11 protein-coding genes are annotated in these 13,342 nt (G+C 44.2%); 8 read left to right on the forward strand and 3 right to left on the reverse strand.

Annotation, left to right across the window (positions count from 1 at the left end):
* Positions 1-46: 46 nt before the first annotated feature.
* Positions 47-460, forward strand: a complete 414-nt coding sequence (locus tag MgSA37_RS21400; RefSeq protein ID WP_096354854.1) for a VOC family protein — start codon at positions 47-49, stop codon at positions 458-460.
* A 131-nt stretch (positions 461-591) separates the two neighbouring features.
* A complete protein-coding gene (locus tag MgSA37_RS21405) occupies positions 592-984 on the forward strand; it encodes a nuclear transport factor 2 family protein (RefSeq protein ID WP_157750672.1) in 393 nt (130 codons plus the stop codon).
* Positions 985-1,249: 265 nt separating this feature from the next.
* On the opposite strand, the gene MgSA37_RS21410 is transcribed toward MgSA37_RS21405, so the two are convergent.
* Positions 1,250-4,207, reverse strand: coding sequence for a glycosyl hydrolase (locus tag MgSA37_RS21410; protein ID WP_096354857.1), 2,958 nt, complete (start codon positions 4,205-4,207; stop codon positions 1,250-1,252).
* A 75-nt stretch (positions 4,208-4,282) separates the two neighbouring features.
* A complete protein-coding gene (gene corA / locus MgSA37_RS21415) occupies positions 4,283-5,410 on the reverse strand; it encodes a magnesium/cobalt transporter CorA (protein ID WP_096354859.1) in 1,128 nt (375 codons plus the stop codon).
* Positions 5,411-5,987: 577 nt separating this feature from the next.
* Here corA and MgSA37_RS21420 point away from each other — a divergent pair.
* Positions 5,988-6,677, forward strand: a complete 690-nt coding sequence (locus MgSA37_RS21420; protein WP_096354860.1) for a CGNR zinc finger domain-containing protein — start codon at positions 5,988-5,990, stop codon at positions 6,675-6,677.
* 66 nt (positions 6,678-6,743) lie between these two features.
* On the opposite strand, the gene metK is transcribed toward MgSA37_RS21420, so the two are convergent.
* Positions 6,744-7,994, reverse strand: a complete 1,251-nt coding sequence (gene metK / locus MgSA37_RS21425; RefSeq protein ID WP_096354862.1) for a methionine adenosyltransferase — start codon at positions 7,992-7,994, stop codon at positions 6,744-6,746.
* A 306-nt stretch (positions 7,995-8,300) separates the two neighbouring features.
* Here metK and MgSA37_RS21430 point away from each other — a divergent pair, with 306 nt between their 5' ends.
* The 5 genes from MgSA37_RS21430 (at position 8,301) to MgSA37_RS21450 (ending at position 13,338) form a co-directional block, all read left to right on the forward strand.
* Positions 8,301-9,191, forward strand: a complete 891-nt coding sequence (locus MgSA37_RS21430) for a diacylglycerol/lipid kinase family protein (protein WP_096354863.1) — start codon at positions 8,301-8,303, stop codon at positions 9,189-9,191.
* Between the two features lie 97 nt (positions 9,192-9,288).
* Positions 9,289-9,624 (forward strand): translation initiation factor, encoded by a 336-nt coding sequence (locus MgSA37_RS21435; protein WP_096354865.1) that lies wholly within the window; start codon positions 9,289-9,291, stop codon positions 9,622-9,624.
* A gap of 275 nt (positions 9,625-9,899) precedes the next feature.
* On the forward strand, positions 9,900-11,504 hold the full coding sequence (gene pckA, locus MgSA37_RS21440) for a phosphoenolpyruvate carboxykinase (ATP) (RefSeq protein WP_096357647.1): 1,605 nt from the start codon (positions 9,900-9,902) through the stop codon (positions 11,502-11,504).
* A gap of 272 nt (positions 11,505-11,776) precedes the next feature.
* Positions 11,777-12,610 (forward strand): MotA/TolQ/ExbB proton channel family protein, encoded by an 834-nt coding sequence (locus MgSA37_RS21445; RefSeq protein WP_096354866.1) that lies wholly within the window; start codon positions 11,777-11,779, stop codon positions 12,608-12,610.
* Positions 12,611-12,720: 110 nt separating this feature from the next.
* The gene (locus MgSA37_RS21450; RefSeq protein WP_096354868.1) at positions 12,721-13,338 is read left to right on the forward strand and encodes an ExbD/TolR family protein; all 618 of its coding nucleotides are present in this window, start codon (positions 12,721-12,723) and stop codon (positions 13,336-13,338) included.
* Positions 13,339-13,342: the final 4 nt, after the last annotated feature.

Genomic DNA, 13,342 nt, shown 5'->3' on the forward strand with positions numbered 1-13,342 from the left:
GCAAAAAATAAACCTGCACTTTTGGCCCATAAAAAACTACCCGCACATGATCACAAAAATGAACCACGTTAGCATTTTTGTCCTGGACCAGGACAGTGCTTATGAGTTTTACGTTAATAAACTCGGTTTTAAGGTACACACGGACGCACCTATGGGCCCCGGGATGCGCTGGTTAACAGTTTGCCCGCCTGAACAACCTGACCTGGAGATATCGCTGATGGCTATTAACGAAGGGATGATGTTTAAAAAAGATGCAGCCGCACAAATGCGGAGCCTGGTGAGCAAAGGCACTTTCGGCTTCGGGGTGTTTGAATGCGATAACCTGCTGGTAACCTATGAAGAACTGAAAGCCAAAGGGGTGGAATTTACCAAGGAACCTACCCGCGAGTTTTACGGCTTCGAAGCATTATTTAAAGATGATTCGGGCAACTGGTTTTCGCTCGGGGAAAAAGCCGGGTAGGCTACCTGTTTAAGGCTTGGAAATTAAGCGGTTATCATATAACTTTACTTAACTGGTTTAAGTTAAGTTATATGATGAAGATTTCATCCATTTAAAACAACTTATCCTGTTATTCCATTAAAATGACGACGATGAATAAGCAGGTTGTTTTCTATTTTGCCGGGGCGATCAATAGCCATGATGTTGACAGGATTTGTTCCATGATGACTGAAGAGCACACTTTTGTGGATGCCCATGGCAACCGTGTTGAGGGCCGTGATAAAATGAAAGCCGGTTGGAATGCGTATTTTCAACTATTCCCTGATTACCACATTGAACTGACCGATATTTTTGAAAATAACGGCACTGTAGCTGCCTTCGGTTTTGCCGGGGGCACCTATAAAGGTTATAAAACGCCAAACAACCAAAATTACTGGCGCCTGCCCGCCGCCTGGAAAGCCATTGTTGAAGACGGTAAAATTAAGTTATGGCAGGTTTATGCGGATACGAAGGTAGTGTTTGAGGTGATGGGGAAGAATGGGTAGCCCCCAACAGCTTTGTCACATTATTAAACACCGAACATGCAGGAACTACCTTGGTGTTAATGTTATTAAGTTAAGGGGGAAAATGAAAAAATTAATTTCGAATAATGAATGCCGAATATCCAATTTCGAAGTTTCTTAATTTATTATCCGGCATTTGATACTGGCCATTCAATATTAAAATCCTTGCCCTAATGCTATTGCCTGTCCCCGCATTCTATGTTTTGGGCGACCACAAGGGTCGCCCCTACAATCTTCCCGTAACACATTAGTCATTCCCCGAATACACCCTCACTGGCCCCAGCAATCCGGATTCCAGCAATGGCGTACTTCCTCTCAGCATATCAAAACGGAAAGCATCATGTGTTTTGGTAAACCTTTTTTCTTTGGGCAGGTTCAGGTCGCCAACAACTCGGTTAGCCCATAAATTAATAACATCCACCTCCAGTATATTCCCTGTTGGCTTTACGGCATTAGTAATTTCAACGCGCCATGGGGCACACCAAAGAATGCCCAGTTTCTTTCCGTTCAGCCGCACTTCTGCAACGTTCTTAACCTCGCCAAGATCAAGAAATATTTTTCCCGGCTTATGCGTTCCTTTACTATCGGCACCTCTGCTCAAATCAAAGGTTTTGGTGTAGGTGGCCGTGCCCGAATAATATTTAATTCCTTCTTCAGGCCTTTTAGTCCAGCTAACCAGTTCAGGAAACTCCGCCTTAGCAGGGCCGCCCCATTGGGTATCAAATATGGCTTTCCAGACGCCATCCAATTTTTGCATTTCTTTCAACTGAGGGAAATTACTCTCTGCTTCCCCTTTGGCATTAAGGGCGACAGGCTTGCGAAACACAATAAAACAGGAGCCGAAAGCATCCAATTCCAGCGGCAGGGTGCTACGGCCATTTTCCTGGCGATACGCCGCGGCCAATTGCGTTTTGCCCGTTACGGCATTCCAGATCTCGGGCTGCTTGCCCGCAACGCGGAATGTAAAGGCACTTACCTGGCGCCTGTTAGTTCTGTTGATGACGAAATAGATGTCGGTTTCTTTATCTGTGCGATGAATGTAATCGAACTGATCAGGCTTTTCAGCTTGCCCGGTGAACGAAAAGTCGGGAGCTAAGCCATCCTCAAGCAAAACTTCCCGCGGTGTTTTTCCCCAAATTACGCGCCCCTTTCCCAGGCGACGTTCGGTACGGGTTTTACCGTCCAGGTCGCCCCATATTTCTGCGGCTATTTTCCGCACCTCTGTATCACATTCAGGATAATTTTTCAACTCAGCGGATATATCTGGCGGAGCCCCAACAACAGTTGCACCAAGATTAACCAGTTCCCGGATCTTTTTGATCACCGATAGCGACATCGCATCAGAAGGAACAGAAGATACGGAGAGGCTCTGGTAAGCCCCCACCTGCTTCGCGATCTCCTGCAACGGGCTCGTGCAATTCTGCAATACCAAAAGTTTATAGCTCATGCCGTCGGGTAAAACAATCCGTCCATTTTTAACGGTCATCCTGGACAATAATACTTCTGGATTGCTATAATCACAGTCGTAACCCGGGCCAAGGGAAGGAATATTGTATTTGGGCGGCGCCAGGAGCGGCGGCCTTTCGCCCAGGTAGAAACAAACATCGCCCACGAATTTTCCCTGCTGCAGCATATACTGGCAGCGTGACAGATAGCTGAAAAACGCCGGCGACTGCTCCCACCAGGTAATATTTGGAGTAAAATGCTGCCCTGCACAAAATTCATATCCCGGTTTGCCGTCTGACGGCGGCTGACAAGTGGCCTGATGAAGCATCAGGCGATTAATGCCTTCGCAAAATGCATCGTTGGCATAGGGCTTCAAATCGGATGGACCAAGTGACCAATGGGTACGATCCTGTTCCTGCTGGGTGAAAGCCTCTGCCTGTGCCTGCGGTTTGCCATATACATGCGCCGCCGTTGCCGTTTGTTTAAGATTGAGCCGGTTAAACCTGTCCTTATTATATCCATCCGGCGAGTTATAATGCCCGTTTACCCAAAACTCACCTGAAAGGATGTCACAATGCCCAAAATTCTTCAAAACATCCTGGGGAGGAATATCATTAGGCCCCCCGGCTTCGTTACCCACCTTCATTCCGTGCTGATGACAGAGTCCTTCAAAATGTCCATAATAATTTTCTGCGATACAATCCTGGATCGTCCGGTCAAAATCATCCCGGAACCGGGCCGATACATCCGCGTTAACCACGTTATATCCGGCCAATGCAGGCATATAAGCATTCAGATCGTACCCCCGGAAACGGTTGAACTGACCGGGAAAATCCTGTGTCCAGGTAAGTTTTCCGCACTCCCAACTGTCGGACCATAAATAGTCCAAATGTGCCCCGGCCTTCTTCAGTTCTGCAATTACAGTCTTGCCCAAATGGGCAAAATAGTCGTCTAAAGCGGCCCTGCTCAAATAATCTATCTCATAGCCTTCCCCGCCTTTAAAGGTATCTCCTTCGGGATAGGCTTTCCATTTGCTCCATGGATGCCCGGTAAGCGTGTAGCCGGATCGCAGGATTACCCATTTCCCTTCCGGCACATTCCACTCAAAATGGCCCGAGGCATCCAGCTGAGCTGTTAAGTTGAGAATGGTTTTAGGGTCGATGGATTTAGTACTATCCGGCAGCGGGAAAGCCTGCACCATAATATCATGATAATAGCCATCTATCATTTTCGGCTGTGGAAGAGTACCTGAGAATTTAGCCGGCCCTGCTACGCGTAATTCGGCCGATTCAACCTTTTTCATGGCATTATCCTTTGTTACGGAAGGACCCATCATGGTCCACCCTCCGGCCAGGTTAAACCCAATTTCAATGTGCAACTTATTGGCTTCACTCACGGCATAACGAAAAAGTGCCCGCCATTGCTTACCCAGAAAAGGCACACCGGGCAACGGTTCTTTCCCAGCATATCCGCCGGTACAGATCAGGTTAACGCCACTGATCCCTTTCGCCTTAAACTGCGTTAAATCCCTTGTAATACCAGCTTTAGTAACCCTGTTATATTCCCAAAACCAATAAACCCTTGGTTTTGCGGAAGCTGGCGGCGAACGAAATAAATTGAATAAGGTATCGGTACCTGCGGTGTTTTTTTTAGCATAATTTTTGTGTTGCTGCGCCTGGCTAACAACATCAATATTGAATATTAAAAATGCCGATAAAATAATACGAATGCTAAGGTGACGAATAGACAGGTTATTCATAAAACAAAATTAGCGTTAGTTTATGCAACTTTATTTAAAAATAAAGTTGCATAGTTGGAATATGCAGGATGCTATTTACAATTTACTAAACCACCCTTTTTTCCAGAAAACAACCACCTGGATAATCCCGATGATGAGCATTCCTCCCAGGGCATAAAAATAGCCATGCGGGTTGTAAAGTTCGGGCAGGTTATCGGGCATTACCTTGTTGGTTACCGGGTCGACCCGCGAAAAATTCATGCCGTACACGCCGGCAATAAATGTAAGCGGGATAAAAATGACTGATATAATGGTGAGCACTTTCATGATCTCGTTCATACGATTGCTCACCATCGAAAGATAGATGTCCATAATGCTCGATGTGATCTCCTTATAGCCCTCCACCAGGTCCATAATCTGGATGCAATGGTCGTAGGCATCCTTCAAAAACATTTTTATTTCCGGGCTTATCAGCGGGCTTTCCGTGCGGAGCATATCGTTGATCTTGTCGCGCTCGGGCCAGCATGCGCGGCGCAAAACAATCAGGGTACGTTTAAGCTGCTGGGTTTCGTACATAATGCTTTTATCAGCATGATCATACAGGCGGTCTTCCACCTCGTCCAGTTGCTCGCCAAGCTGGGCTAATAATGCAAAATAACGGTCGAGTATAGTGTCGGTTAAAGCATAGCACATGTAACCTGCCCCGGCGGTGCGGATAGCGCCTTTCCCGGCTGCCAGGCGGTTTTTTACGCCTTCAAAATGCTCTTTGTGCGTTTCCTCGAAGGTGATGATGATATTATCCTTTACCAGGGCCGAAAACTGTAAATTGACAAGCTGGTAATCAATACTGAAACTGATCATCCGGCTTACGGCAAAAATATAGTCGTCATAATCGTCAAATTTGGGGCGTTGATGTACGTTGGCAATATCCTCCAGCACCAGGGGGTTAATATTTAATATGGCGCCCACTTCTTCAATCAGGGTGGCATCGCCAAGCCCGCGCACCTGGATCCAATGGGTATGGTCGCTGCACTTTTTAAACTGGTCAAATATTACTTTAATGTCTTTTCCCTCGCTGCTTACCAATTCTTTCGCATTATAGGAGAAAATAGTGATTAAAGGTTTAAGGGCATCCTCGGGCGGTATCACCACACCGGGGCTTTCCCCTATCACGCCGGCCCTTCGCCGCGGGTTATATTGGATCCTTTTCAATGGTTTTTTCATTTGGCGATTTTATGTTTATAAAATTGAAATGTAGGTTTTTTATTTCCATAATTTATCGATGCACAATAAACTAAAGAAAAAACTTCTTGTAAAATGGCTGTCTTTTTTTTCAAATCATACACTAATTATATTAGCAAATTTTCCTTATATTTGTTTGATGCTGATGTTCATCCGCATCATAAATTTTCAACCGGGTTTCTTCGGTTGATCTTAAAAAAATAAAACATAAAAATTTTTCTAAAAATACCGGCGTTCAGAGACGCGATGCATCGCGTCTCTACGTGTTGATTTTAAAAAACTGCGTTTCTGACTGATAGAAGCGGTTTTTCATCAGCGGGCATCAACAAAAAAGCCAAAATTGCCTGGTACCCAAAACGCGTTTTGCCTTCGGAATAGCCTGTTTTTATGGTACCCAAAACGCATTTTGCCTTCGGATCGGCCCTTTTTTTTGGTACCCAAAATGCGTTTTGCCTTCGGAATGGCCCGTTTTTGTGGTACCCAAAACGCGTTTTGGGTACCAATTTTACCGGTTTATGGTTCCCCTGCCCCCTTTTTGCACATTAAAACCCAATAAAATATGACAAATAACAACCTTAACCGCTTCGTTCCGGCCCGGATCACCCGCGCCGGGAAGGATTTTGACTACTGCCCGCTGGATGGTGACATTCCCCTATTACAATTTATTAACACACATAGCAAAAGGGGCACCCTGCAGGCCAAAGATTACCTTACCAGCTACAGGGAATTTTTGATCTGGAGTCATGAGATCAAGCTGATCGACGACGAAACCAGCGACATCCTGGAGCTGGAAGCCTACTGCTATGAAAGGGAAGCGGGCGGAATCCTCAACAAAGCCATTATAGCCCGCGGCAACTTTTACCTGCTGATTGATCATATTATGCATGATGAACCCGTGCCAGCGGCAATAATAAATGAATTGAACGACGCGAACGACGAAGCCAACAGGCACATACATTATGTGATGACGCCCTATGGCTTGAGGGAAGCATGGCGCAGCCCGCAGGAAGAACTGGCTTTCCCGCTATGGATCATTACAAAAAGCGCTTTGAAATTTTTAACGTCGGCGGAGGTGAAATATATTAAGAGATGCCATTGCGGGCACTTTTACCTGGATACTACCAAAAACCGCAACAGGCGGTATTGCAACCCGCTTACCTGCGGTAAGATCCGCCGGTCGAAAAAATATTTGGAGAGATTGAGGAGCCGCCAATTTGAAGATTTGGCAATTCGAAAATTTGAAGATTAAAAAAATGCCGATTCAAAAATTGAAAATTAATTTTCAAAATCTTCAAATCGGCACATTTTCAGATTACTACAACCCAAAAGCCGCCTTCACTTTATCTACATAATCCAGTTTCTCCCAGGTAAACAGTTCCACTTCTTTGGTTACCACGGTACCTTCGGGGCTTACAAAAGTTTTGGTTACTACTTTGCTTGGTTTGCCAAAGTGGCCGTAGGCAGCAGTTTCGCTGTAAATAGGGTTACGCAGTTTAAAGCGGGTTTCAATGGCGTAAGGGGTCATGTTAAATATTGCCTCTACTTTTTTGGCGATATCGCCGTCGTGCAGGCCAACTTTACCTGTTCCGTAAGTGTTTACATAGATACCCATAGGCTGTGCAACGCCGATAGCGTAAGATACTTGTACCAGTACTTCATCGCAAACGCCGGCAGCAACCAGGTTTTTGGCAATATGGCGGGTAGCATAAGCTGCAGAACGGTCAACTTTCGAAGGGTCTTTACCTGAAAACGCGCCGCCGCCATGTGCGCCTTTGCCGCCATAGGTATCCACAATAATCTTGCGGCCTGTTAAGCCTGAATCGCCGTGCGGGCCGCCGATCACAAACTTGCCGGTTGGGTTAATATGGTATTTAATGCCATCGCCAAAGAAATGGGCATATTTTGGATACTTAGCTTTTACCCTCGGGATGAGGATGCTGATGATATCATCATTGATCTTTTTCAGCATCGCAACTTCTTCGTCAAAATCATCATGCTGGGTGGAGATCACAATGGCATCAATCCTTACCGGTTTGTTGTCATCATCATACTCCAGTGTAACCTGCGATTTTGCATCAGGGCGAAGGTATTTAATACCGGTATTCTCGCGGCGGATAGCAGCCAGTTCAATTAATAGTGCATGGGCAATATCCAGTGCCAGCGGCATATAGTTGTCGGTTTCAACAGTAGCATAACCAAACATCATCCCCTGGTCGCCAGCGCCCTGCTCTTCTTTTGCAGAACGGTCGACACCCTGGTTGATATCCGGTGATTGCTCATGAATAGCGGAAAGCACCGCGCATGAGTTACCATCAAACATATATTCGCCTTTGGTATAGCCGATCTTATTGATTACCTCGCGGGCAATTTTTTGAACATCAAGATAAGCCTTTGATTTTACTTCGCCGGCCAAAACAACCAGCCCGGTAGTAACCAGGGTTTCGCAGGCCACTTTCGACTCAGGGTCGAAGGCTAAAAACTGATCAATTAATGCATCCGATATCTGGTCGGCAACTTTATCCGGATGTCCTTCTGATACGGATTCTGAGGTAAATAAGTATGACATAAATTTTTTTTGGATAAATTTTAACTTAACAGCAATAAGGTTCGTTTCACGGTGCCTCTGCCAAATTTTTTATTTAAACGTAAAAATGAAGAATAATGATTTAAGGGGATTGTAGTAAAAAGAAGCATGGTTTTAGCACTTTTTTACGTGGTTGCAATCCAGACCGCTGTATTTTCCGTTACCTGTATTAAGGCATTAGAATTTGGAACGGTACAATTAAATCAGTCCACATTCAGGCCGCTAAATTAAAACAATTTTTACAAAGCCGAAAATACATTTACTTTTGGCGCCAGAAAATATATTTAGTTGAAAGGGAAAGCGTTATTTATTATAAACCCGATATCGGGCGGGAAGAAAAAGGAAGGGGTTCCTGAACTGATAGAAAAACATCTTGATGCAAATGCATTAACGCCTGTTATTCTTTTTAGCGACAGTGTTTCGCATGCCAGGGAAATAGCCCGGGATGCGGTAAACAAATTCGAGATGGTAGTGGCCGTTGGCGGCGACGGAACGGTGAATGAAGTAGCCTCGGCAATAGTGGGTACCGATATGAAGTTAGGCATTGTGCCATTCGGGTCAGGGAACGGTTTATCCCGGTTTCTGCAAATCCCTATGGACCCTGTAAAAGCTATTCAAACACTCAACGCAGGCCATGTAGAAGTAATTGATTCAGCAACCCTTAACGGAAAGCCGTTTTTTAATATGGCAGGTATGGGTTTTGATGCGCACATTGCCGAAGTATTTTCTCACAACAAAAAACGGGGCTTTATCACCTACATCAAGTCTTCGTTTGAAGAGTTCAATAAATATAAACCGGAATTATATAAAATAAATATCGACGGTAAAACCTATGACCGGAAATCGTTTATGCTGAGTTTTGCAAATTCCTCGCAATATGGTAACGATGCCCACATCTCACCATGTGCCTCCGTTCAGGACGGGTTACTGGATATTTGCATGATCGATCAATTTTCAATCTGGCGGTTGCCTGAAATGGGTTTGCGGATGATGAACAAAACCGCAGATAAGACGAAGTTTGTGGAGATTATCAGGGGAAAACGGATCCATATTACACGTGTTGCCCCGGGCCCTGTTCATCTTGACGGTGAGCCACGTACAGAAGGCGCCGAAGTTACCATTGAAATTGTACCCGCATCTTTAAAGGTGATTACGGGTGTTGATTATAAAAAAGGCTGAAGTCCGGAGTCTGGAGTCTAAAGTCAGATTTATCTTTGTCTCTATCTCTCGAAAACCCGACTCAAGACTTTCGACTTAAGACTAACGACTTAGAAAAATGTCAAAAAAAAATTTCACAGGGGTAGTTTATTCAACCGACCCGGGGTTCCGGTACCAGGAAGAAGGCGGCCAGCCAGCGGCTACCCTGCCACCACAGCAGCAAAATCTTAAAATATTCCTCGACCGCAAGGGCGGCGGTAAACTGGTTACCCGCGTAACCGGGTTTATTGGTGCCGATGACGACCTGGAAACCCTCGGCAAAAAATTAAAATCCAAATGCGGCGCCGGCGGCGCGGCCAAAGATGGCGAGATCTTGGTGCAGGGCGATTTCAGGGAAAAGGTTTTAGCCATGCTGGTGGCTGATGGTTATAAGGCGAAGAAAGCGGGGGGATAGTTGATTAGTTAATCAGAGGTTAGAGATTAGTTAAAAAAAACTATAATATCTCGCGGGCTATTCCGGTTGCGTCTGTCTTCGGACTTTACTGACTTTTCGGACTTTCGGACTACATCAACCGCTAACCTTAGTGTATCGAACTAAATAAATAAATATCTATATATCAATTATTTATATAGTGTGTAAAACATACATTATGTAAAAAAATATGTTATTTTACTTGTTTCTTAGTGTTTAAAACCGGTATTTTTGCGCCGACCAATTTATCTGTTTTCATGAGAAACCGTACTACCCATGTACCTGATTTGAGCTATTTCGGACTCGACCAGGCAAAGCACATCTATTACCAGTTAACTCCCTCCGAACTTATTGAAGAGGCCTTAAAAAGAAACGAAGGCGTTTTAACCGATAACGGCGCCCTTGCCATCGACACGGGCGAATTTACCGGGCGCTCACCCAAAGACCGTTTTATTGTTGAAGATGACCTTACACGCGACACTGTATGGTGGGGCAAAGTGAACTTTAAATTTGACAGCGCCAAATTTGACACCCTGCTGCAAAAAGTTTGCGACTACCTTTCACAACGGGATATATTTGTACGCGATTGTTGTGCCTGTGCAAACGAAAAATATCATATTGATATACGAGTGATTACCGAAACAGCTTATCAAAACCTATTTTCGCACCATTTATTCATTCGCCCCGAGGTAATTAACGCACTTTTACCTCCGGAGTGGACAATCATTGCGGCGCCTGGCTTTATCGCCAACCCCGAAGTAGACGGTACCCGCCAGCATAATTTCTCAATTATCAATTTTAGCCGGAAGATCGTCCTCATCGGCGGTACCGGCTATACCGGCGAAATCAAAAAAGCAATATTTTCGGTGCTGAACTTTATTCTCCCGCTGCAAAAGAAGGTGCTTGCCATGCATTGCGCAGCCAATACGGGCGCAAAAGGCGATACGGCGATATTTTTCGGCTTATCAGGTACCGGCAAAACTACCCTATCAGCCGACCCGGAACGCAGCCTGATCGGCGATGACGAACATGGCTGGAGCGATTATACCATTTTTAACTTTGAAGGTGGCTGCTACGCAAAATGCGCCGACCTTACTGCTGAAAAAGAGCCTCAGATATTTAAAGCGATCCAATTTGGCGCCCTGCTTGAAAATATCAATTTTATAAAGGGCACCCGGATGGTGAACTTTTCAAACATCGATAAAACGGAGAATACCCGGGTAGCCTATCCGTTGAATTATATCAATAACGCGGTAACACCTTCTATAGGGGCCTCCCCAAAAAATATATTCTTTTTAACTGCCGACGCGTTCGGGGTTTTGCCGCCCATATCAAAACTTACCCCAGAGCAGGCCATGTACCATTTTATTTCGGGGTACACCGCAAAGGTTGCCGGTACCGAAACAGGCATCACCGAACCAAAAGTCACTTTCTCTGCCTGTTTTGGCGAGGCTTTCCTTCCTTTAAACCCGGTAACCTACGCCAACCTGCTTGGTCAGAAAATAAAAGATCACCATGTAAATGTGTGGCTTGTAAACACCGGCTGGTCGGGCGGGCCGTACGGAACCGGTAAGCGGATCAAACTTAAATACACCCGCGCTATGATTACCGCCGCCCTCAACGGCGAACTTTGTAATGCACAATATACCGAACACCCTATATTCAACCTAAGAATGCCGATCAGCTGCCCGAATGTGCCCGATCAGCTGCTCGATCCAAAAAATACATGGTCAAACACGGAAAATTATGATGAAAAAGCCCATTATTTAGCGATTGCCTTTAACAAGAATTTTGAACAATACGCCAGTTTAAGCAATTTAGCCGTATCAGAAGCGGGCCCGAATGTGCCGGTGCAATTTTAGTAACATAATTTTTATAGGTTATTACTTGCTATTATTAAAAAAATAGGTTTTATTGTAAAAAATTGCATTGGTAAAATACGATTCATAAATTCTGTTACGTTAAGTATCCACCCTGTATACTAACCGTATAAAGTTTTTATTAAAAAACAGTAAAGAATAATTTAAATAGTTTTTTTAATTCATTAAAATTCTATTTTTGTTATTCGCTTAATATATGCGCATTTAACAAACTTATATTCATAAACTAAAAACTAAAACTAAAAACTAAAGTAATGGCAAACGCACCAACAAAACCAACTACTCCTGTTAAAAAAGAAAGCGCAAGTGCTTCAGGCTTGTTTGCAACGCTTACTATTCCTATTTGTATAGCTGTTGCAATATTAATATACATCTTTATACTGGGAGATCCGAGCCATTTTGCAGGAGGTGACACTTCAGCAGAGCCTACAGATTATTATGGTACCGTACACAGAGGGGGAACTATCGTACCGCTGATCATGTCGTACCTGTTAATTGTAATTACATTCTCTATCGAACGTTTTGTGGTTATCGGCAAAGCATCTGGTACAAGCAATGTTGATTCATTTGTACGTAAAATACAAAGCTTCCTGAATGCAGGTAACATTGATGCTGCTAATGCAGAATGCGACAAACAAAAAGGTTCAGTAGCTAACGTAATCAAATCAGGCTTGAAGAAATACAAGGAAATGGAACTTGAACCAGGACTTGATGTTGACCAGAAAACTTTGGCTATCCAGAAAGACATCGAAGAAGCTACTTCACTGGAAATGCCAATGCTTGAGCAAAACCTTACCGTTATTGCTACCCTGGTATCTATCGGTACATTAACCGGTCTGTTAGGAACGGTTGTGGGTATGATCAAGGCGTTTAAAACTTTGGCTTCATCAGGTGCTCCAAATACTACTGAATTGTCAACTTCTATCTCTGAAGCGTTGATCAACACTGCATTGGGTATCAGCACATCTGCTATCTCAATCATCATGTACAACGTGTTTACTTCAAAAATTGACAAGCTGACTTACGCTATCGATGAAACCGGCTTCAGCATTGTACAAACATTTGCTGCATCGCACAAAAATAAGTAAAGGCCCGCTATTGCTTAGTTTTCACCCTGTTTAATTGCCGCTGCACTGGCTGCAATTAAACGGGGGTAGTATAATTCACTTATACATTATATATTTAAAAATTAACAATTATGCCTAGAGTAAAAGTTGCAAGGAAAAGCACAGCCATTGACATGACTGCCATGTGCGATGTGGCTTTCCTGTTGCTTACCTTTTTTATATTAACAGCAAAACCCAAAATAGACGACCCTTCGCATGCTGAAGTACCACCTTCATCATATATGCTCCCGTTGAAGGATGCAAACATGATCACCATAGCTGTTGGAGTTAACAAGGCGTTTTTCTCTGTTACGGAGCAGGACGTTCGTGCCGGCGCGTTGAAAGCCATGGGCGAAAAATACGGGGTAACTTTCACCCCCGAAGAAACCCAGCGTTTTTCATTGGTACCGATATTTGGTGTACCGATGAAACAACTCAAATCGTACCTGGATACGGAGCCAACCCAGGTAAAAAACTTCCCTCAAACCGGGATCCCTGTTGACACTACTAATAACAACGAATTATTTAACTGGATTTATACCTCAAGGCAGGCTGAAAAAGCTTTACATGATAAGGATCTGCAAGTATCCATCAAAGCCGACAAGAAAGAGGAGTATCCGATGATACACACTGTTATTAGCGTTTTAGAGAAACAGAAACTCTTTAAGTTTGATTTAATCACCACGCTGGCAACAGCGCCTAAAAAATAAAAAG

It is taken from the genome of Mucilaginibacter gotjawali (genome assembly GCF_002355435.1).
Classification (GTDB): Bacteria; Bacteroidota; Bacteroidia; order Sphingobacteriales; family Sphingobacteriaceae; genus Mucilaginibacter; species Mucilaginibacter gotjawali.

Bases quoted from the DNA above. Each gene is read 5' to 3' on its own strand.
- pckA (WP_096357647.1), top strand. From the start codon at position 9,900: ATGAGAAACCGTACTACCCATGTACCTGATTTGAGCTATTTCGGACTC.
- corA (WP_096354859.1), bottom strand. From the start codon at position 5,410: ATGAAAAAACCATTGAAAAGGATCCAATATAACCCGCGGCGAAGGGCC.
- MgSA37_RS21410 (WP_096354857.1), bottom strand. From the start codon at position 4,207: ATGAATAACCTGTCTATTCGTCACCTTAGCATTCGTATTATTTTATCG.
- MgSA37_RS21400 (WP_096354854.1), top strand. From the start codon at position 47: ATGATCACAAAAATGAACCACGTTAGCATTTTTGTCCTGGACCAGGAC.
- metK (WP_096354862.1), bottom strand. From the start codon at position 7,994: ATGTCATACTTATTTACCTCAGAATCCGTATCAGAAGGACATCCGGAT.
- MgSA37_RS21435 (WP_096354865.1), top strand. From the start codon at position 9,289: ATGTCAAAAAAAAATTTCACAGGGGTAGTTTATTCAACCGACCCGGGG.
- MgSA37_RS21405 (WP_157750672.1), top strand. From the start codon at position 592: ATGAATAAGCAGGTTGTTTTCTATTTTGCCGGGGCGATCAATAGCCAT.
- MgSA37_RS21450 (WP_096354868.1), top strand. From the start codon at position 12,721: ATGCCTAGAGTAAAAGTTGCAAGGAAAAGCACAGCCATTGACATGACT.
- MgSA37_RS21420 (WP_096354860.1), top strand. From the start codon at position 5,988: ATGACAAATAACAACCTTAACCGCTTCGTTCCGGCCCGGATCACCCGC.
- MgSA37_RS21445 (WP_096354866.1), top strand. From the start codon at position 11,777: ATGGCAAACGCACCAACAAAACCAACTACTCCTGTTAAAAAAGAAAGC.